At 52.1% G+C, this 19,423-nt stretch carries 21 protein-coding genes and 2 pseudogenes; 10 read left to right on the forward strand and 13 right to left on the reverse strand.

The features are described from left to right. Window positions 1-25 precede the first annotated feature (25 nt). Window positions 26-1,027, forward strand: coding sequence for a low-specificity L-threonine aldolase (ltaE, locus tag H2P46_RS00885; RefSeq protein ID WP_193403328.1), 1,002 nt, complete (start codon window positions 26-28; stop codon window positions 1,025-1,027). On the opposite strand, the gene H2P46_RS00890 is transcribed toward ltaE, so the two are convergent. Beyond that, window positions 1,028-1,852, reverse strand: a complete 825-nt coding sequence (locus H2P46_RS00890; protein ID WP_193403329.1) for an N-acetylmuramoyl-L-alanine amidase — start codon at window positions 1,850-1,852, stop codon at window positions 1,028-1,030. After that, a complete protein-coding gene (locus H2P46_RS00895; RefSeq protein ID WP_193403330.1) occupies window positions 1,849-2,169 on the reverse strand; it encodes a heavy metal-binding domain-containing protein in 321 nt (106 codons plus the stop codon). Before H2P46_RS00895 ends, H2P46_RS00890 begins: the two co-directional genes overlap by 4 nt. A gap of 105 nt (window positions 2,170-2,274) precedes the next feature. Between H2P46_RS00895 and H2P46_RS00900 the strand changes: the two genes are divergently transcribed. The 6 genes from H2P46_RS00900 (at window position 2,275) to H2P46_RS00925 (ending at window position 6,782) form a co-directional block, all read left to right on the forward strand. Further along, window positions 2,275-2,817, forward strand: a complete 543-nt coding sequence (locus H2P46_RS00900) for a lipoprotein (RefSeq protein WP_193403331.1) — start codon at window positions 2,275-2,277, stop codon at window positions 2,815-2,817. Window positions 2,818-3,056: 239 nt separating this feature from the next. Then, the gene (gene artP / locus H2P46_RS00905; protein ID WP_193403332.1) at window positions 3,057-3,785 is read left to right on the forward strand and encodes an arginine ABC transporter ATP-binding protein ArtP; all 729 of its coding nucleotides are present in this window, start codon (window positions 3,057-3,059) and stop codon (window positions 3,783-3,785) included. Window positions 3,786-3,800: 15 nt separating this feature from the next. Then, entirely contained in the window at window positions 3,801-4,532 is a 732-nt protein-coding gene (gene artJ, locus H2P46_RS00910) for an arginine ABC transporter substrate-binding protein (RefSeq protein WP_193403333.1), read from the forward strand. Between the two features lie 6 nt (window positions 4,533-4,538). Continuing rightward, complete coding sequence (gene artQ / locus H2P46_RS00915) at window positions 4,539-5,255, forward strand: arginine ABC transporter permease ArtQ (protein WP_193403334.1); 717 nt, start codon at window positions 4,539-4,541, stop codon at window positions 5,253-5,255. Then, a complete protein-coding gene (gene artM / locus H2P46_RS00920) occupies window positions 5,255-5,923 on the forward strand; it encodes an arginine ABC transporter permease ArtM (protein ID WP_193403335.1) in 669 nt (222 codons plus the stop codon). The genes artQ and artM overlap by 1 nt, the downstream gene beginning before the upstream one ends. Before the next feature lie 127 nt (window positions 5,924-6,050). After that, window positions 6,051-6,782 (forward strand): arginine ABC transporter substrate-binding protein, encoded by a 732-nt coding sequence (locus H2P46_RS00925; RefSeq protein WP_193403336.1) that lies wholly within the window; start codon window positions 6,051-6,053, stop codon window positions 6,780-6,782. A 240-nt stretch (window positions 6,783-7,022) separates the two neighbouring features. On the opposite strand, the gene H2P46_RS00930 is transcribed toward H2P46_RS00925, so the two are convergent. The 11 genes and pseudogenes from H2P46_RS00930 to H2P46_RS00980 form a co-directional block, all read right to left on the reverse strand. Beyond that, window positions 7,023-7,490 (reverse strand): YbjO family protein, encoded by a 468-nt coding sequence (locus tag H2P46_RS00930; RefSeq protein ID WP_193403337.1) that lies wholly within the window; start codon window positions 7,488-7,490, stop codon window positions 7,023-7,025. 74 nt (window positions 7,491-7,564) lie between these two features. Next, on the reverse strand, window positions 7,565-8,410 hold the full coding sequence (potI, locus tag H2P46_RS00935; RefSeq protein WP_193403338.1) for a putrescine ABC transporter permease PotI: 846 nt from the start codon (window positions 8,408-8,410) through the stop codon (window positions 7,565-7,567). Then, window positions 8,407-9,258: pseudogene (potH, locus tag H2P46_RS00940) on the reverse strand (putrescine ABC transporter permease PotH); the annotation flags it as partial. The pseudogene potH and the gene potI, both read right to left, overlap by 4 nt. Before the next feature lie 60 nt (window positions 9,259-9,318). Further along, entirely contained in the window at window positions 9,319-10,359 is a 1,041-nt protein-coding gene (locus H2P46_RS00945; RefSeq protein WP_193403339.1) for an IS481 family transposase, read from the reverse strand. 95 nt (window positions 10,360-10,454) lie between these two features. Beyond that, window positions 10,455-10,577, reverse strand: a pseudogene (locus H2P46_RS23220) (putrescine ABC transporter permease PotH); the annotation flags it as partial. A gap of 9 nt (window positions 10,578-10,586) precedes the next feature. Beyond that, a complete protein-coding gene (gene potG / locus H2P46_RS00955) occupies window positions 10,587-11,720 on the reverse strand; it encodes a putrescine ABC transporter ATP-binding subunit PotG (protein WP_193403922.1) in 1,134 nt (377 codons plus the stop codon). Between the two features lie 121 nt (window positions 11,721-11,841). Continuing rightward, the gene (gene potF, locus H2P46_RS00960; protein ID WP_193403340.1) at window positions 11,842-12,951 is read right to left on the reverse strand and encodes a spermidine/putrescine ABC transporter substrate-binding protein PotF; all 1,110 of its coding nucleotides are present in this window, start codon (window positions 12,949-12,951) and stop codon (window positions 11,842-11,844) included. A gap of 369 nt (window positions 12,952-13,320) precedes the next feature. Further along, window positions 13,321-13,806 (reverse strand): YbjN domain-containing protein, encoded by a 486-nt coding sequence (locus H2P46_RS00965; protein ID WP_193403341.1) that lies wholly within the window; start codon window positions 13,804-13,806, stop codon window positions 13,321-13,323. 87 nt (window positions 13,807-13,893) lie between these two features. Then, window positions 13,894-14,796, reverse strand: coding sequence for a 30S ribosomal protein S6--L-glutamate ligase (gene rimK, locus H2P46_RS00970; RefSeq protein ID WP_193403342.1), 903 nt, complete (start codon window positions 14,794-14,796; stop codon window positions 13,894-13,896). A gap of 21 nt (window positions 14,797-14,817) precedes the next feature. Beyond that, window positions 14,818-15,540 (reverse strand): oxygen-insensitive NADPH nitroreductase, encoded by a 723-nt coding sequence (nfsA, locus tag H2P46_RS00975; RefSeq protein WP_193403343.1) that lies wholly within the window; start codon window positions 15,538-15,540, stop codon window positions 14,818-14,820. 15 nt (window positions 15,541-15,555) lie between these two features. After that, window positions 15,556-15,807 (reverse strand): DUF1418 family protein, encoded by a 252-nt coding sequence (locus H2P46_RS00980; protein WP_193403344.1) that lies wholly within the window; start codon window positions 15,805-15,807, stop codon window positions 15,556-15,558. Between the two features lie 192 nt (window positions 15,808-15,999). Between H2P46_RS00980 and H2P46_RS00985 the strand changes: the two genes are divergently transcribed. The 3 genes from H2P46_RS00985 (at window position 16,000) to ybjG (ending at window position 19,402) form a co-directional block, all read left to right on the forward strand. Continuing rightward, on the forward strand, window positions 16,000-16,263 hold the full coding sequence (locus H2P46_RS00985; protein ID WP_193403345.1) for a GrxA family glutaredoxin: 264 nt from the start codon (window positions 16,000-16,002) through the stop codon (window positions 16,261-16,263). Between the two features lie 450 nt (window positions 16,264-16,713). Continuing rightward, window positions 16,714-18,402 carry an aspartate:alanine antiporter gene (locus H2P46_RS00990; protein WP_193403346.1) on the forward strand — a complete coding sequence of 563 codons (1,689 nt, stop codon included), beginning with the start codon at window positions 16,714-16,716 and terminating at the stop codon, window positions 18,400-18,402. Between the two features lie 394 nt (window positions 18,403-18,796). Continuing rightward, a complete protein-coding gene (gene ybjG / locus H2P46_RS00995; protein ID WP_193403347.1) occupies window positions 18,797-19,402 on the forward strand; it encodes an undecaprenyl-diphosphate phosphatase in 606 nt (201 codons plus the stop codon). The last annotated feature ends 21 nt before the right edge of the window (window positions 19,403-19,423 follow it).

Here is a 19,423-nt window from a genome sequence, read left to right on the forward strand (position 1 = left end):
TCTCAGGAAAGCTCAGGAGCGCAACGTGATCGATTTACGCAGTGACACCGTTACCCGGCCAGGCGCCGCAATGTTACAAGCGATGATGGCAGCTGAAACCGGCGATGATGTTTATCGTGACGATCCAACGGTTAATGCACTGGAAGCCGAAGCCGCACGTCTGGGCGGCAAGGCCGCCGCGCTATTTTTCCCTACCGGCACTCAGGCCAATCTGGTGGCGTTACTCAGCCATTGTGAGCGCGGCGAGGAGTACATCGTCGGGCAGCAGGCTCACAACTATAAATATGAAGCCGGTGGCGCTGCCGTGCTGGGCAGCATTCAGCCCCAGCCAATTTTAGCCGCTGATGATGGCACGCTGCCGCTGGATGAGGTCGCGGCGGCGATCAAACCTGACGACATTCATTTTGCCCGCACCCGGCTGCTTAGCCTGGAAAACACCCATCACGGCAAAGTGCTGCCGCTCCATTATTTAGCCGAAGCCTTTCAGTTTACCCGCGAACATAAGCTGGCGCTGCATATTGACGGCGCACGCATCTTCAACGCGGTGGCCGCGCAGCAGGTTCCACTGGAAACGATTGCCCGCTATTGCGATACCCTGTCTGTCTGTTTATCCAAAGGGCTTGGCGCGCCGGTCGGCTCGCTGTTATGTGGCGATGCGGCCTGTATTGAACGCGCGCGCCGCTGGCGCAAAATGGTCGGTGGCGGTATGCGTCAGGCAGGTATCCTGGCAGCAGCCGGTTTGTATGCGTTGCAGCATAACGTTGCGCGTTTAAAAGAAGATCACGATAACGCCGCGTGGCTGGGGCAACAGTTGCACGAGACTGGCGTTGAGGTGGTCGATCAGCAAACCAATATGGTGTTTATACGTATCCCTGCCGGGCAGGTTGAACCGTTAAAGGCCTGGATGGAAGCGCGTGATGTGCTGATCAGTGTCGGCCCGTCAACGCGTTTAGTGACGCACATGGATGTGGATCGTGCCGCGCTGGAAAAGGTAGTGACCTACTGGAAGGCATTTTTACAGCAGTAATTACTCCGCCGCGCCATATTTCTCCAGCAGCGCGGCGGCAATCGCTGCGGTTTCCGCATCAGGTAGGCCGCGATAATCAGCCGGGCGAAAATGCATCTGGAAGGCAGCGATAACCGTTTGCTGCTGGCCCGGCGCCATTTCTGGCGTTACCGGATAGCCGTAACGCTGTAGCAAATCCATTATTTTCTCTACTGGCACCCGCGCTCGCGGTGTTTGGCCGGCTAAAAAGTGCTGAACACGGCTGGCATCTGGCCACGCCCCTACTCCCTGTTGCGCCAGGTATTGCCAGGGAAAACGCGGACCGGGATCCTGCTTGCGCTGCGGCGCAATATCGCTGTGACCAACAATATTTTCTGGCCGGATACCGTAACGCTGCGCCACCTCTTTTACTAATGCACTAAGCGACGCGATTTGCTGCGGGCTAAAAGCCTGCCATTCGCGCCCGGTTAGCGTGCTGCGATAACCGTTATTGACCAGCTCAATGCCAATCGACGTGTCGTTAATGCGCGTCGCCCCGCGCCAAAAGCTGGACCCGGCATGCCAGGCCAAATCCTGCTCAGGCACCAGTTGCCAGATAACGCCTTTACCGTCGCGTTGAGGAGGCTGACGCGGGATCAAATAATGGGCGCTGACCTGTTGGTCGGTCAGCGTGGCAAGCGACGTCGGGAAATCCTCAGCGGTGTAATGGATCACAATCACTTTGATGCGCGGACGTGCGCCCTGTGCTGGATGACGGAGATCCACCCAATAGCCATGACGTAATTCCACGCCGGACTGGCAGCCAACCAATAGCAGCCCTGCTAGTACCAGCAGCAGCTTTTTCAACGCACGATCACCGCAGTTCCGCTCACGCTGACCATTAACATGCTGCTGTCTTTACCCACGGTTTCGTAGTCAATATCGATCCCTACTACAGCATTTGCGCCTAACGCTTTAGCCTGTTCTTTCAGTTCTTTAAAGGCAATTTCACGCGCCTTACGTAACTCTTTCTCGTAAGCGCCGGAGCGTCCCCCAACGATGTCGCGGATCCCCGCGAAAAAGTCACGAAAAACGTTCGCTCCCAAAATCGCTTCGCCGGTCACAACGCCACAATATTCACTGATGCTGTGGCCTTCTAATGTCGGTGTGGTTGTCAGTTTCATGTTGTTCTCCTTTTCACCCTTGCGCCTAAAGCTCTTACGACTAAAAGCACGGCTATACTCTATGCTAAAAATGGCGCTTTGCCAGAGAACAATAAGGAAATCGAGATGAGAAACAAAGCCTTTGCGCTTTTGATCCCCGCAGCAATGCTGCTCAGCGCCTGTACCACCGTTGAGCCGGTCATCAAGGATAATGGCCCACGTACAGCGCCCTGTGTAGATGGCGGTCCCGATAGCGTCGCACAGCAGTTTTACAACCTGCGCATTGCCCGGCCTACACAAGGTTTGCCGGACAGCACTACGCTGGCAAAATACCGTCCTTATCTGAGCGAGCACCTCTATCAAACATTGCTCGCTGCCAGTCACGAGACCAACGCGGGTTCCTGGCGTGACGGCGATCTGTTCTCCAGCCTGGCGCAGGGGCCAACCGAAGCCAGCGTCGCGGATGCCTCCACCATTCCTAATCGCGATGCGCGCAATATTCCGCTGCGTGTTGATCTGAGCCGCGACGGCAAAAAATGGCAGGATGAAGTCCTGATGATCCACGAAGGCACCTGCTGGGTAGTGGATGACGTGCGTTATGCCGCTAACGTGCCGCATCCTGACGGTGGTAGCCTGAGCCAGATGCTGGAACACGCGAAGAAGAAATAATTGCTTATTTTCTGCGCGGTCAGTTTCCAGTATTAAGCGCGCTGCATCTTTGCGGCGCGTTTTTACTTTCTATCGCGGCAAAACCGTTGCGCTAAGCCCTTCTCAGCGTTGGACTACGCGATATTGTGCTACGCTTTTAGGATTTCCCTGCCGTTTAATAAATTTTAACTCACCTCAATTGCATAACTATTCTGGTAACGTTAAGATTCGCGGCATCAATTGCTATTCATATTTGGCGCATGAGTATTCAACTAAACGCAATCAACTGCTTCTACGGTGCTCATCAGGCGCTGTTCGACATCAACCTGGAATGCCCGCAAGGGGAGACACTGGTGCTGCTTGGTCCGAGCGGTGCAGGCAAGAGTTCTCTGCTGCGCGTTCTGAATCTGCTGGAATATCCCCGTTCCGGGCAGTTGTACATTGCCGGAAACTCATTCGATTTCAGCAAAAAACCTTCTGACGCCGCGATCCGCGAACTGCGCCAAAATGTCGGCATGGTTTTCCAGCAATACAACCTCTGGCCGCACCTGACGGTATTGCAAAACCTGACTGAAGCGCCCTGTCGCGTGCTTGGTTTGACAAAGGCAGAAGCAAAAGCGCGTGCCGACAAACTGTTGGATCGCTTGCGCTTAACGCCTTACAGCGATCGCTTTCCGCTGCATCTTTCGGGGGGTCAGCAACAGCGCGTTGCGATTGCGCGGGCGTTGATGATGGAGCCGCAAGTATTGCTGTTTGATGAACCCACTGCCGCTCTCGATCCCGAAATTACCGCGCAAATTGTCAGCATTATTCGCGAACTGGCGCAAACCCAAATCACCCAGGTGATCGTCACCCATGAAGTGGAAGTGGCGCGTAAGACCGCCAGCCGCGTGGTATATATGGAGAATGGTCATATTGTGGAACAGGGTGACGCCAGTCGTTTTTCACAGCCGCAAACCCAGGCGTTTGCTCACTATCTTTCGCACTAAGTCAGGATGCTAAAAATGAAAAAGGTTGTACTTGCTGCACTGCTTGCTGGATTAAGCCTGAGCGCATCTGCTGCTCAGACCATTCGCTTCGCCACTGAAGCCTCTTATCCTCCGTTTGAGTTTGTTGACTCAGAAAACAAAATCCAGGGCTTCGATGTCGATCTGGCGAATGCGTTATGTAAAGAGATGGATGCAACCTGCACCTTCACCAATCAGGCGTTTGATAGCCTGATCCCCAGCCTGAAGTTCCGCCGTTTTGACGCCGTGATGGCCGGTATGGACATCACGCCAGAGCGTGAAAAGCAGGTGCTGTTCAGCCAGCCTTACTATGACAATTCTGCCCTGTTTGTGGCGCAGAAAGGCAAAGTAGCTGACATAGCCGCGCTGAAAGGCAAACGTGTGGGCGTACAAAATGGCACAACACACCAGAAATACCTGACCGAGAAACACAGTGAAATTACCACCGTGCCTTACGACAGTTACCAAAACGCGGTGCTTGACCTGAAAAATGGTCGCATCGACGCGGTATTTGGTGATACCGCCGTGGTCAACGAATGGCTGAAGCAAAATACTACGCTGGCACCCGTCGGTGAAAAAGTGACTGACAAAGCCTATTTCGGCACTGGCCTCGGCATCGCGGTTCGCATGGGTAATACCGATCTGCAAGCGAAATTCAACGCTGCGTTGGACAAAGTGAAAGCAGACGGCACCTATAAAACCATCTACAGCAAATGGTTTCAGCAGTAACTTTCAATGAATGAAATGATTCCACTTGCAAGCGCCGCCGGTATGACCGTCGGCCTTGCCCTTTGTGCGCTTATCGCTGGCCTGGTGCTGGCGATGATTTTTGCTGGCTGGGAATCGGTGCGCTGGAAGCCCCTGGCCTGGATCGGCACCGGTCTGGTTACGCTGATTCGCGGGCTGCCGGAAATTCTGGTGGTGCTGTTTATTTACTTCGGCGCTTCGCAAATGCTACTGACTTTATCCGACGGTTTCATCCTGAACGTTGGCTTATTTAAGTTACCCGTTCAGATGCAGATCGAAAATTTCGACGTGAGTCCTTTCCTGTGTGGCGTAATTGCGCTGGCAATGCTCTATTCTGCCTACGCATCACAAACCCTGCGCGGCGCGTTGAAAGCCGTTCCCGCAGGGCAATGGGAATCTGGCCAGGCGCTGGGTCTGAAGAAATCGGCAATTTTCTTTCGTCTGATCATGCCGCAAATGTGGCGACATGCGCTGCCCGGCTTAGGCAATCAATGGCTGGTGTTATTAAAAGATACGGCGCTGGTGTCGTTGATTAGCGTGAATGATTTAATGCTGCAAACCAAAAGTATCGCTACCCGCACGCAAGAGCCGTTTACCTGGTTTTTAGTGGCGGCGGCCATTTATCTGGTGATTACTTTGTTCAGCCAGGCGGTATTACGTCGCATCGAGTTGCGCACCACCCGTTTTGAGCGGGGAAACAGCTGATGCTTGAGTATCTACCTGAATTAATGAAAGGGCTGCATACCAGCCTGACGTTAACCTTGGCCTCACTCATTGTGGCGCTGGTGCTGTCGTTGCTGTTTACCGTGGTCTTGTCCCTGAAAACACCGTTGCTGACGCCGTTGATAAAGGGATTTATCACGTTATTTACCGGCACACCGCTGTTGGTACAAATTTTCCTGATCTATTACGGCCCAGGCCAGTTTCCCAGCCTGCAACAGGTTCCGTGGCTGTGGCATCTGCTGTCACAGCCCTGGCTCTGTGCGATGCTGGCGCTGTCGCTGAACAGCGCGGCTTACACCACGCAACTGTTTCACGGCGCAGTGCGCGCTATCCCTTCCGGTCAATGGCAATCCTGCGCCGCGCTAGGAATGAACCGCCAGCACACGCTGCGTATTCTGCTACCCTATGCGTTTAAACGCGCCCTGTCATCCTATTCAAACGAAGTGGTGCTGGTGTTTAAAGGCACATCGCTGGCTTACACCATTACATTAATGGAAGTGATGGGCCATGGTCAGCTGTTATATGGTCGCACCTATGATGTCACGGTGTTCGCCGCTGCCGGTCTGGTTTATTTATGCGTCAACGGCTTATTGACGTTGCTGATGCGCCTAATCGAAAAACGCGCACTGGCATTTGAACGGCGAAATTAATGGTTAGGCGAGAAATCTCGCCTTTTCTACCTTTTTTCTCACAGATATTGCATAAAAATTCATTTTATGCCACCCTGTAATCCGTCATAACGCAGTTGTGCTGATGATGTTTTACAGGAGCTGTATCATGAAAAAATGGATTGTTGCCGCTGCACTGGCAGCCCTGGCAATGAATGCTCACGCTGCGGAGAAAATCCGTTTCGCCTCTTCGGCAACCTATCCTCCGTTTGAATCGTTGGATCGTGAAAATCAACTTGTCGGCTTTGATATTGATTTAGCGAAAGCGTTATGTCAGCAGATGAAGGCAGACTGCACTTTCACCAACAATGCCTTTGACAGCCTGATCCCCTCGCTTAAATTTCGCCGCTACGACGCGGTGATTTCTGGAATGGACATCACACCAGAACGCAGCAAGCAGGTCGATTTCACCCAGCCTTATTACGCCAACTCTGCCATTGTGATTGCCCGCCAGGGTAAGTTCAGCAATATCGGCCAGCTAAAAGGCAAACGGATTGGCGTCGAAAACGGCACCACGCACCAGAAATACCTGCAGGACAAGCATCCTGATGTGGTTATGGTGGCCTATGACAGCTACCAGAATGCGATTCTGGATATGAAAAATGGTCGCCTGGATGGAGTATTTGGTGACAGCGCCGTGGTTAATCAGTGGCTGAAAACTAACAGCGATCTCGCAACCGTTGGCAAGCATGTTACCGATGCCGACTACTTTGGCACCGGCTTAGGCATCGCGGTGCGTAAAGGCAACGACGCATTGCGCGAAAAGTTGAATAACGCGCTGGCCGAAATAAAAGCCAACGGCAGCTGGCAGCAGCTCAATCAGAAGTGGTTCCCCGAATAAGCATTATGGGCCAGCAAAGTGCTTGTCTGACCGGTTCTGCACTGTCCTCAGTTCAGACGGTAACTGCGCTGGCCCACCCTTGATGCGTTGCAACCTATCGCTTTGTCTCCGTTCGCTTAACCGTTCGCGTTTACGACGTCCCGCATTACACGATGTCACAGCATTACAAGCGATAACCGCTGTTAACCCACAATTAAGAACTTTAATGCTGCCTTTACTGCGAAGGGATGGCGGCAAATTTCAACGCCTCAGAAAAAATGCGCGACTGCTGGCGGGCAAGAAAAGCAGCAGCAACACCAGCAGATCCGGCAGCTTTTGCTGTAGCGTATGATGAATAATCTGCGCATTGTTTTCGCCGCTGATGCTAAAAATTTCTGGATAAATCCAGCCCGTTGATGCCAGCAACATATAAATCAGCACGATTATCTGCGTACCGACATATCCCCAGCGGCCACGATTGCTGCCACGCATTAAGGTAAAAGCACAGCGCAATTCAAACAGAAAGATCAGCTGACTCGCGATAAAGATAAAGGTAGAATCCCAGGCCTGGGCGCTGCGATGAACGAAGTTGATAATTTCGCTATAACCCAACGCATTAGCGAGCATTAATACGCTGAGGCAGCGCGTAACGATAATGGCTATCCCCGCGACTGTCACCGGGACAGGCGCATCCGGTAATACCGATCGGTGCTTGAGGGTTTCCGACATGTTTCATGCTCCGCACGCCATAGAAAATGGGCTGGAAAACCAGCCCATTTTTATAGTGGCAAACGTTACGGATTTCAGCCACGTTTTGCTTTCTGAATATCACTGACACGCTGTTTTTCTTCGTGTGCCATAACGCGCCAGGCAATAAAACCCACCAGACCGACCACAAACAAAATCAGCGAGGCCAGCGCGTTGATTTCTGGATTCACACCGCGCCGCACCGTAGCGAAGATTGCCATCGGCAGCGTGGTTGCACCAGGTCCGGTGACAAAGCTGGCAATCACTAAATCGTCCAGCGACAGCGTAAAAGCCAGCAGCCAGCCGGTGACAATCGCTGGGGCAATCATCGGCACGGTAATCACAAAGAACACCTTAAGCGGCGTCGCGCCTAAATCCATTGCCGCTTCTTCTATTGAACGGTCCAGTTCACGCAGGCGCGAGTTGATGACTACCGCCACATAAGCGGTACAAAACGTGACGTGCACCAGCCAGATGGTTAACATTCCCCGTTCGCTCGGCCAGCCGAATGCGTTGCCAATGGCCACAAACAGCAGCAGCAGCGACAAACCGGTAATCACATCCGGCATGACCAGCGGCGCGGTAAGCATAAAGGCGAAACCGTTATGCCCCCGAAAACGCCCAAAGCGAACGATAATCACCGCCGCCAGCGTGCCCAGTACTACCGCCATGGTGGCCGACAATCCGGCGATGCTCAAACTGAGCAGCACCGCATCAATCATCGCATTATCCTGGAACAGCACGTGATACCAGTGAAATGAGAAGCCTTCCCACACCGTGACCAGTTGCGATCGATTGAACGAATAGATCACCAGCAGCAGCATGGGAGCATAAAGAAACAGGAAGCAGCACGCCAGAATAGCGGTGCGCCAGGGCGAGCGGATCACGGGCAGATTATTCATCCCTTCTCTCCCATTTCACGGTTTTGATGCTTGTGGAACCAGATGATCGGCAGAATCAATATCAGCAAAATAATCACTGCCAGCGCCGATGCCACCGGCCAGTCGCGGTTATTAAAAAATTCCTGCCACAAGATACGGCCAATCATAATGCTGTCTGGTCCGCCGAGCAGTTCCGGGATAACGTATTCCCCCACCGCCGGGATAAACACCAGCATCGAACCGGCAATAATCCCCCCTTTGGTCAACGGCACGATAACGCTGAAGAAAGTTTTCAGCGGTCGCGCGCCCAGGTCCAGCGATGCTTCAACCAGCGAATAGTCAATACGGGTTAATGCGGTATAGATGGGTAGCACCATAAACGGCAGATAGCAGTAAACAATGCCAATATACACCGCAGTATTGGTGTAAAGAATAACCAGCGGATGATCAATAACGCCCAGCCACATCAGAAAACGGTTAAGGATACCGTTGTTATTAAGCAGACCCATCCAGGCATAAACGCGCACCAGGAACGATGTCCACGACGGCAGGATCACCAGCAGTAGCAGAATAGTACGCATTGATGGTTTGCTGTGCGCGACTGCCCACGCCAGCGGATACCCAATCAGCAGGCAGATCACCGTGGAGATGGCGGCCACCTTTAATGATTGCAAATACGCATCGACATATAGCGGATCGTCCGTGAGTTGCAGATAGTTAGCAAAGTTGAGAACGATGCTGAACTGATCGTCGGCCCACGAGATCAGGTCGGTGTAGGGCGGGATCGCGCGCGCAATATCGGCGAAGCTGATTTTCAGTACAATCAGGAACGGCAACAGAAAAAACAGCACCAGCCACAGGTAAGGTAATGTGTACTAGCTCAGACCTGATCTGACAGTTACCGGTTATTTATACAGGTGTCTGTCAGATTAAATCTGGTTCAGATTCTTTTCTGCCCAGACCCGTTTTCCATCAAGTAACGTGGCCATTGGCGTACGCCCGCAGCACATTTTCCCCTGATGAGTTCGCTCATTATTGTAATGCCACAACCAGTTGTCCAGATCCATTTGCAGGCTCTCCAGGTCTGCATATAGCTTCTTGCGGAACGTAACCTGATAAAACTCCTGCAAAATGGTTTTATGGAAGCGCTCGCAGATACCGTTCGTCTGCGGGGACATCGCTTTCGTTTTCGTATGGTCGATATCGTTGATGGCCAGATACAGCTGATAATCATGTTGCTCTACTTTACCGCAGTACTCTGTGCCCCTGTCGGTCAGTATTCTCAGCATCGGCAGCCCCTGAGCCTCATAGAACGGCAGTACCCGATCATTAAGCAGGTCGGCTGCAGTGATCGGCGTTTTACTCGTATACAGCTTGCAGTGAGCCATTTTCGAGTACGTATCCACGAACGTCTGCTGGTAGATGCGGCCAACGCCTTTCAGATTCCCAACGTAGAAGGTGTCCTGCGACCCCAGATAACCCGGGTGAGCCGTTTCGATTTCACCGCAGGCTTCGTCATCGTGCACCTTCTTCTCCAGTGCGGCGATTTGAGCATCGGTAAGCACAATGCCTTCTCTGGCGACCTTTTCCGTAAGCGCCTTCAGCCGCTTACGGAAGTTCTCCAGGTCATGTCGTTGCCAGATGGAGCGCACGCCGCTGCCGGAGATAAACACGCCTTTTTTACGCAGCTCATTACTGGTCCGGTGCTGACCGTGGGCCGGGAACTCAACGGCGTACTCAACAACCGCCCGTTCAGTGGCTTCATCGGCCCGATTCTTCAGGTTGGGTACCCGACGGTTTTGATTAACCAGCGCGTCAATGCCGCCTTCTTCAGCTAGCTCCTGGTAGCGGTAGAATGTGTCGCGTGACACCCCCATGATTTTACAGGCTTTTGATACGTTACCGAGTTCTTCGGCCAGATTGAGCAGGCCGGCTTTGTGTTTGATGATGGGATTGTTAGTATGAAGCATGAGAGTTACCTCGTGTTTTGTATAAGGATTAGACACCCATATCAAAACCGGTAACTCTCAACCTTTCAAGGTCCAGTGTCAGATCAAGTCGCGACTAATACAGGTAATGCAATGACCAGTTTGCGGCCATGCTGCATTTTGATACGCGTCACCCAGCGCTGTAGCGGCGTTCCCACCAGCCTGGCGGGCGCTTTGCTGCGTTGAAAAATCTGGCTCACTACGCCTCCTTAAACCGTTAATACCACGCAGCTGTCGCTATCCCAGCAGAGACGAACTTCATCGCCCCACGTCGGCAATCCTTTGCGATAGCGATGCGCGTTTTGTAGCTGTGCACTGATCATTTGTCCGCTGCGCAAACGTACGTGGAATATTGACAGGTCGCCAAGATAGGCAATGTGCACGACCTCGCCCACAGCAAAGTTGCAGCCATCCGCCGGAACCTCTTCACACAGCATCACTTTTTCCGGTCGCAGCGCAACATGCACCGGCACGTTGTCTATCACCGAGACGTCCGAATCCACTTTCAGCGGATGGACTAATCCCGGACTTTCAATGATGAAGCTATTTTCCTGACGCTCGCGCAGCAAGCCTTCAAATACGTTTACCGAGCCAATAAATTCGGCGCTGTAACGGCTGGTCGGGTGCTCGTAAATCTCTTCTGGCTCGCCAATCTGCACAAACTTACCGCGGTTCATAATGGCGATGCGCCCCGCCATGGTCATTGCTTCTTCCTGATCGTGCGTCACCATGACGCAGGTTGCGCCCACGCGCTCCAGAATATCGACCACTTCAAGTTGCGTACGGTCGCGCAGTTTTTTATCCAGCGCGCCCATAGGTTCATCCAGTAACAGCAACTTAGGGCGTTTCGCCAGACTACGCGCCAACGCCACGCGCTGGCGTTGGCCACCAGAAAGCTGATGCGGCTTACGTTTCGCAAACTCCTGCATATGTACCAGCGACAGCATCTCTTCGACACGGCTGCTGATTTCGCCCTTCGCCAGCTTGTCCTGCTTCAGGCCAAAGGCGATATTCTGTTCCACTGTCATATGCGGGAACAGGGCGTAAGACTGAAACATCATATTAATGGGCCGCTGATACGGTGCGACATGCGACAAATCCTGACCATCCAATACGATTTGTCCGCTGGTTGGCGGCTCAAAACCGGCTAACATGCGCAACAGCGTTGATTTACCGCAGCCAGAGGCGCCAAGCAGGGCAAAAATTTCACCTTTATAAATGGTCAGGCTGACGTCATCAACGGCGTGCTGACAATCGAATGATTTGGTCAGATTACGGATTTCCAGCAGCGGCGCTAACGCCTTTGCGTTTTTATTTTGAGGACGGGGAATGGCGTCGTTCACTAACATTCATCTCCGGGCCAGGCGGAACGGCACAGCAAAGCCAGCCGCTAAAAATGGCACAACAGAGGCCATGACTGCGCCTCTGTTGCTGTTGCGTTATAAGCTTATTCGTTCGAACGAATCACTTACCACTTTTCACTTTAGTCCATGCGCGCGTGCGCACACGATCCAGTTTTGGCTCCTGTACTTTCAGCACGAACAATTTAGACATGGCTTCAGGTGTTGGGAAGATGCCGGGATTGTTACGCACGTCAGCATTAATTAGCGGCAGCGATGCCTTATTACCGTTGGCGTAATTCATTTTGTTAGAGACATCGGCGTTCACTTTCGGGTCCATGATGTAATTCAGCCATTGATAAGCTGCATCAAGATTTTTTGCATCTTTCGGAATGGCCATCATGTCAAAGAACGCCAGGGCGCCCTCTTTCGGCACGCTATAGCCTAAATGCACGCCGTTTTTCGCTTCATCCGCACGGTTTTTCGCCTGCAAAATATCGCCTGACCAGCCAATCGCGACGCAGATATTGCCGTTAGCCAGATCGTTAATGTACTGGGAAGAGTGGAAATAGCGAATACTGGGACGCAGCTTCAGCAGCAAATCGGTTGCCGCACCGGAATAATATTTAGCATCTGAACTGTTCGGATCTTTGCCGAGATAGTTCAGCACGGTAGCGAAAATCTCTTCCGGCGCATCGAGGAAAGAGACGCCGCAGCTTTTGAGTTTTTCCAGATTTTCTGGTTTCAGGACTAAATCCCAGCTGTTTACCGGCGCTTCTGCGCCCAAGGCTGCTTTGACTTTATCGATGTTATAACCAATACCGGTGGTGCCCCACAGATAAGGAATGGCATATTTATTGCCCGGATCGTGCTGCGCGACTTTTTCCATCAGAGCCGGATCGAGGTTTTTATAATTTGGCAGTTTGCTCTTATCCAGCGGCTGAAACACGCCGGATTGTAGCTGACGAGCCAGGAAGCTGGAGGATGGCACCACGACATTGTAGCCGGTGCTGCCCGCCATCAATTTGCCTTCCAGCACTTCATTCGAATCAAACACGTCATAGACCACTTTGATACCGGTCTGTTTTTCAAAATTTGGCACGGTATCTGGCGAGATATAATCGGACCAGTTGTAAACATGCAGGGTTTTATCTTCCGCCATTGTGCTGGCAGAAACTGCCATCAGCACGCCAGCAACCACACCTGACAACCATTTCTGATGTTGGTTGAGCATTTTTTTCCTCCTGAGCGGGGTCATCACAACGCTGTAAACTTCTGATCCGAACGTTGCGTTCTGTGCGTAAAGTCAGTGACACAATGAATCATTATTCAGCGGGAGTTTAAGAGCAAAAAATCTGTACCTGCGCTGCGTTTACAAGGGTGATGCAGCCCCGCAAGAATAGCTGCCCGGCAAAAGGTTCACCAGACCCCGGCTTAAAAAACGCCTAATCGCGATAGTTTATGCATATTTGAATGATGAGGTTCGGCTTTGAGGCCATAAAGAACGCCAGTTATCTGGCATTAAAGGGCAAAATGCAGAATAAAACGTGGTAAGGCAGGCAAGAAAAACTGCTGCCGAAAGCAGCAGTAAGACAGGAAAGGATCAATGCAACATTGAGTGACCCAGCAAGGTCGCCGGACGTTCCTCTTCTTCATCGTCACTGCTCAGCAGCAGGTTATTCGCAAACGCTTCCATAATGACCATGGAAATTTGCGCTTCGCTCTGCTTCATAAAGTGCGCGAACTGACCAAAGGTTAGCCCGGCTTCGGTAAGCATTGACTGACACACGATCAGCTTTGGTAAATTATCATCCTGAATGTCGATAAACGCTTTTACCGTCAGGGAACTGGCATTGATTTGCGACAGGTCGCCCACCAAAGGAATTAACGCCGTCGGCTTCACTTCAGCCAGTGCAGAAAACAAAATGACGTTGTCGACCAGATCGATTTTGGCGTCAAACACCCCTTCGAAGTTCTGCATATGCGGCAAATGAAGGGCCTGACAGGCATCACATTCGAACCAGGTGATATTTTGCTGATCCAGCCAGCGACGCAACAGGTCAATATCCGGAACGACAAGAGAATCCATCGTAAAATCCCATGGGGTGAATAAACAGGCGACTAAGCTTACGGAAAAATTGTCAGAGGCGCCACGAAAACCGCTGAAAAGCACCGGTTAGCCAGCGGTTTTAGGAGGGTGGCCGGGTATGGCGTGCCGTTCAATCCAGTTGATCATCATGCCAGCAATATCCAGACCGCTGATCGTTTCAATGCCTTCCAGACCCGGCGATGCGTTGACCTCCATCACCAGTGGACCGCGATGAGCCCGCAAAATGTCAACGCCTGCGACCTCTAAGCCCAGGGTTGCCGCCGCTTTAATGGCAATATCGCGCTCCTGCCCGGTGATAATGACCGGATGCGCTTTGCCGCCGCGATGCAGGTTTGATCGGAAATCGCCCTCTTTCGCTGCCCGCTCAATAGCCGCCACCACCTGTTTGCCAATCACCAGACAGCGAATGTCGTGGCCCTGTGCTTCTTTGATAAATTCCTGCACCAAAATATGGGCGTTCAGACCGCGAAAGGCGTCAATAACGCTTTCTGCTGCCTGCCGCGTTTCGGCCAGCACCACGCCAATCCCTTGCGTGCCCTCAACCAGTTTCACTACCAGCGGCGCACCGCCGACCATGGCGATGAGATCCTGCGTATCATCAGGAGAAGAGGCGAATCCGGTTACCGGCATGTCGATACCTTCCCGCGCCAGCAACTGTAATGAACGCAATTTATCGCGCGCACACGTGATCGCAGCTGACTTATTGAGCGGATAGCTGCCGCACATTTCAAACTGGCGCAACACGGCAGTGCCATAAAAGGTGATGGGAGTGCCGATACGTGGAATAACCGCGTCAAAATGACCGAGCGGTTCGCCGCGATAGTGCACGGCGGCTGACGCTGGATTGATGTTCATGTAGCAGGAAAGCGGATCGAGGATTTGAATAAAATGGCCACGCTGCTCAGCGGCTTCGCGTAAACGACGGCACGAATAAAGCGATTCATCACGCGACAGGATGGCCATTTTCATTATCGTATTCCCTGGGTCAGATTAACGTGTCGCCCAGCCCTGCTGATGCAGGTAATCCAGCATAAACGGGCGCGTTTCTTTGATGATCAAGCGTTGAATCAGCTGGCTCCAGGTTTCACTACGTTGATTGCTGTCACGCTGCTGATAGTAAACCGCCGTGCGGCTGTCGTAATCGGCGAGCACCGCGGGATCCACCGAATGATAGCGATTTTCATGCACTAACATGGCCTGCGGTATACGGGGCTTCACGTCGGGTACGGATTCCGGATAACCGATACAAAAACCAAACAGCGGCAGCACGTATTGGGGTAACTCCAGTAATTCGGTGACCTGCGCAATGCTGTTACGGATACCGCCGATAAACACGCCGCCAAGATCCATCGATTCCGCAGCGATCATCGCATTTTGCGCCATCAACGCGGTGTCTACGCAACCTAGCAACAGTTGCTCAGCGCGGCCTAACTGGGCCTCCGGGCAAATCTGTAGGTGGCGGTTGAAATCAGCGCAGAAAATCCAGAACTCAGCCGCATCCGCGACCCAGGGTTGCCCGCCCGTAAGCGTGACCAACTGCTCACGCAAGGCTTTGTCGGTAATACGCACAATGGATGAGCACTGCAAAAAGCTGGATGTCGAGGCCGCCTGCGCTGCGGCAATGATCGCTTCACGTTGTTCTTCGTTAACGGGCTGTTCGGTAAAGGCGCGAACAGAGCGGTGGCTACACAGTAAATCAATGGTTGGTGTCATAAGTCTCCGGCAACGTTATCTTTTTTTATTGGTGCGATTAAACAGCTGTGGCGCCATCGCTTGTGCAGTACGCCACATAACCAGCCAGGCAGCAGGCAACATCAGAACGACGCCTGACAATAGCAGTACGGTCGCCAGCGTTTTCCTGCCAACAGAGGGAAACGCCGGCAGCCAGTGATTGACGACCAGCAGTGCGGCAGCAATCAGCAAGCCGCCCAGCATTTCCATCACCAGAATCGGTTTCGGTAATCTTGCTACGCTACGCATCGCCCTGCTTCTGTATCACACCTGAATGAAACGACAATTATGGTTAATCAGCACAAACTTGCATAGATGGCGGGCATTAGACTAACAGGCAAATCCTACTTTCTTTAAGCGGTACGAGCGGGCATGATGATTGCCATTCTTTATTGTGTTGCGTGATACCGATCACGCAATGGCCGCTGCAAGGAGTTCTCAATGATTGCTGTAATTTTTGGTCGCCCAGGCTGTTCTTATTGTGTTCGTGCTAAAGAGCTGGCTGATAAGCTGGCTGCCGATCGTGATGATTTTAGCTATCAGTACGTTGATATTCAGGCGGAGGGAATTACCAAAGCGGATCTGGAAGCCAGCGCAGGTAAACCGGTTAGCACCGTGCCGCAGATTTTCCTGGATGAGCAGCACATCGGTGGTTATACCGAATTTGCGGCCTGGTCTAAAGAAAATCTGGGTTTTAGCGCGTAAGTCCTTTCAAAGCGGAGCCGTGACAGCTGGCTCCGTCCTAACGGCAAGCATCGCCTTCTCGCCGCGTCGTACGGCAAACATTGTACGTCCATCCAATGAGCCTTAACAGCCGATGACAACCGTTGAGATACGTTGTTTAGCTGCGCCCGTTAATAGTGTGCCTGCAAGGTTATCGGCTGTAACTGGCTGGTTAAGCTGTACGTATGTTGTAAATCATCCACAGCCGAGCGCGCCCTGGTGCTTTATTTGCTGCTTCCAGGTGGAAATAAAAAGCAACAGCCCGCGCTTCGTATGAATGTATTCCCCCATAGCTGAAAACGGGTTTTCTGACTAGAATAGCCGCCGTTTTAACCGCTACCGCTTTTCGATGCGGGACGGGCACGGCTTGCGCTGCACCTCAATAAAACAAGCTACACTTCAATCGGTTACTTACACACAAGAAGTTAAACAGTGAATATTAATGTCGCAGAATTGTTAACCGGAAATGACATTCTGTTATTATTTGTCGTATTAACGCTCGGGCTTTGTCTGGGTAAATTGCGTCTCGGCTCGGTCCAGCTGGGAAACGCCATTGGCGTATTAGTTATTTCTTTATTATTAGGCCAACAACACTTCACCATTAATACTGATGCATTGAGCCTGGGCTTTATGCTGTTTATTTTCTGTGTCGGTGTTGAAGCGGGTCCTAATTTTTTCTCTATTTTTTTTCGCGACGGTAAAAACTATTTTATGTTGGCTATCGTCATGGTGGCCAGTGCGCTGCTATTAGCGTTAGGTTTAGGCAAACTGTTTGGCTGGGACATCGGCTTAACGGCTGGCATGCTGGCAGGATCGATGACGTCTACCCCGGTCTTAGTTGGCGCAGGCGATACCCTGCGACAAAGCATCGGCGACAGTAAACAGTTAGCTTTGATGCAAGATCATCTCAGCCTTGGCTACGCCATTACTTACCTGATTGGATTAGTTAGCCTGATTTTTGGCGCGCGCTATCTGCCACGCCTGCAACATCAGGATTTATCCACCTGCGCACAGCAAATTGCTCGTGAACGGGGTCTGGATGCAGACAGCCAGCGCAAAGTTTTTTTGCCGGTGATCCGCGCCTATCGCGTCGGCCCGGAACTGGTGGCCTGGAGCGGCGGTAAAAATTTGCGTGGATTAGGAATTTATCGCCAGACCGGCTGCTACATCGAACGTATCCGCCGTAACGGCATTCTCGCCAGCCCGGATGGTGACGCTGTGCTGCAAGCCGGTGATGACATCTCGCTGGTTGGCTATCCTGATGCGCACGCCCGCCTTGATCCCAGCTTCCGCAACGGTAAAGAAGTTTTTGACCGCGACCTGTTGGATATGCGCATCGTCACCGAAGAAATCGTGGTGAAAAACCATAACGCGGTGAATAAGCGTCTGAGTAAACTTAACCTCACCGATCACGGTTGTTTTCTTAACCGCGTTATTCGCAGCCAGATTGAAATGCCAATTGATGACAACATCATCCTGAATAAAGGGGATGTATTACAAGTCAGCGGCGAAGCGCGTCGTGTTAAAAGCGTGGCCGACCGTATTGGCTTTATCGCTATTCACAGTCAGATGACCGATCTGCTGGCATTTTGTGCCTTTTTTATTGTGGGTTTGATGATTGGCTTAATCACTTTTCAGTTCAGCAATTTTAGTTTCGGCATTGGTAACGCCGCCGGTTTGCTGTTTGCGGGGATTATGCTGGGCTTCCTGCGCGCCAACCATCCCACGTTCGGCTATATCCCGCAAGGTGCGCTGACCATGGTGAAAGAGTTTGGTTTGATGGTATTTATGGCGGGCGTTGGGCTGAGTGCAGGCGGCAGTATCAACCATGGTCTGAGCAGCGACGGTGTGCTAATGCTGCTATGCGGTTTGCTGGTCAGCCTGCTGCCGGTGGTGATCTGCTATCTGTTCGGGGCTTATGTATTGCGAATGAACCGTGCGCTGCTGTTTGGCGCGATCATGGGCGCACGGACCTGCGCACCAGCCATGGAGATTATTAGCGACACCGCGCGCAGCAATATTCCGGCGCTCGGCTATGCCGGGACTTATGCCATCGCCAATGTGCTGCTGACGCTGGCGGGCACCCTTATCGTTATTGTCTGGCCAATTCTGCCCTTATAAAATTTTTTTAGCTGAGTCCAGAACTTTTTTGTTAAGTCACAGTCTGATTAAGTGCCACTGCTTTTCTTTGAAATCCCCAGATTGTGGAGCCCGTTAACCTTTTAGTTAGCGGGTTTTTTTATGCCTGACATCACTCTCCTCTGTCGTCCAGCCTGCCCTTCATCCCGATGTCATCAAACCTAAACCGTTTTGCAACCTAAATAAAGATTAAGACTTTCTGCTATGGACGAATGTGCCTGTTACTTTCAGGATAGCGCGCTTATGTTATTAGCAATTCTTGCGTTTAGCTTTAGCCGATCGATAAACCCGAACCGGCATATTTCTGCCTGTTGCAGAGAACGCTGTCTGGGATCGCTGGGCCTAACGCCCTTTTCAATGAGGAATGCCACCCGTAATGGAAGAGTTAAACCGCAGGCTGTTTATATTGATCAACGCCACGTCAGATTCGCCGATCTGGATGCTGCAACTGGCGACATTTATTGCCAAAGACCTGATTGCTATCGTGCCGCTGCTGATCGTCGCGTTATGGCTATGGGGTCCACATACACAGGTTAAATCCCAGCGGGTGCTGGTATTGAAAACCGGCATGGCTTTGATTTATGCACTCGCGATATCCTGGTGCGTGGGGCAATTGCTGCCACATCCGCGCCCGTTTGCTATGGGCCTGGGGCATCAATTTCTACGTCATGCTGCTGACGATTCTTATCCCAGCGATCACGGCACGACTATTTTTACCTTTGCGCTGGCGTTCATCTTCTGGCATCGCCTGTGGTCTGGGGTAATTTTGTTAGGGATTGGCAGCGTTATCGCCTGGTCTCGGGTGTATTTAGGCGTGCACTGGCCCATGGATATGTTGGGCGGCTTTTTGGTCGGTCTGCTGGGGTGTCTGGCGTCGCATCTCGCCTGGCAGCACTACGGCAATCGCATGTTGAATGTGGTTAATTCGCTGTATCGCGCTTTATTCGCTTTACCGATTCGCAAGGGTTGGGTACAAAACTAAAAACAGCGGGACGCATCGCTG

The organism is Mixta mediterraneensis (genome assembly GCF_014946725.1).
Classification (GTDB): Bacteria; Pseudomonadota; Gammaproteobacteria; order Enterobacterales; family Enterobacteriaceae; genus Pantoea; species Pantoea mediterraneensis.

Bases quoted from the DNA above. Each gene is read 5' to 3' on its own strand.
- H2P46_RS00895 (WP_193403330.1), bottom strand. From the start codon at position 2,169: ATGAAACTGACAACCACACCGACATTAGAAGGCCACAGCATCAGTGAA.
- H2P46_RS00900 (WP_193403331.1), top strand. From the start codon at position 2,275: ATGAGAAACAAAGCCTTTGCGCTTTTGATCCCCGCAGCAATGCTGCTC.
- artP (WP_193403332.1), top strand. From the start codon at position 3,057: ATGAGTATTCAACTAAACGCAATCAACTGCTTCTACGGTGCTCATCAG.
- artJ (WP_193403333.1), top strand. From the start codon at position 3,801: ATGAAAAAGGTTGTACTTGCTGCACTGCTTGCTGGATTAAGCCTGAGC.
- artQ (WP_193403334.1), top strand. From the start codon at position 4,539: ATGAATGAAATGATTCCACTTGCAAGCGCCGCCGGTATGACCGTCGGC.
- artM (WP_193403335.1), top strand. From the start codon at position 5,255: ATGCTTGAGTATCTACCTGAATTAATGAAAGGGCTGCATACCAGCCTG.
- H2P46_RS00925 (WP_193403336.1), top strand. From the start codon at position 6,051: ATGAAAAAATGGATTGTTGCCGCTGCACTGGCAGCCCTGGCAATGAAT.
- H2P46_RS00930 (WP_193403337.1), bottom strand. From the start codon at position 7,490: ATGTCGGAAACCCTCAAGCACCGATCGGTATTACCGGATGCGCCTGTC.
- potI (WP_193403338.1), bottom strand. From the start codon at position 8,410: ATGAATAATCTGCCCGTGATCCGCTCGCCCTGGCGCACCGCTATTCTG.
- H2P46_RS00945 (WP_193403339.1), bottom strand. From the start codon at position 10,359: ATGCTTCATACTAACAATCCCATCATCAAACACAAAGCCGGCCTGCTC.
- potF (WP_193403340.1), bottom strand. From the start codon at position 12,951: ATGCTCAACCAACATCAGAAATGGTTGTCAGGTGTGGTTGCTGGCGTG.
- H2P46_RS00965 (WP_193403341.1), bottom strand. From the start codon at position 13,806: ATGGATTCTCTTGTCGTTCCGGATATTGACCTGTTGCGTCGCTGGCTG.
- rimK (WP_193403342.1), bottom strand. From the start codon at position 14,796: ATGAAAATGGCCATCCTGTCGCGTGATGAATCGCTTTATTCGTGCCGT.
- nfsA (WP_193403343.1), bottom strand. From the start codon at position 15,540: ATGACACCAACCATTGATTTACTGTGTAGCCACCGCTCTGTTCGCGCC.
- H2P46_RS00980 (WP_193403344.1), bottom strand. From the start codon at position 15,807: ATGCGTAGCGTAGCAAGATTACCGAAACCGATTCTGGTGATGGAAATG.
- H2P46_RS00985 (WP_193403345.1), top strand. From the start codon at position 16,000: ATGATTGCTGTAATTTTTGGTCGCCCAGGCTGTTCTTATTGTGTTCGT.
- ybjG (WP_193403347.1), top strand. From the start codon at position 18,797: ATGGAAGAGTTAAACCGCAGGCTGTTTATATTGATCAACGCCACGTCA.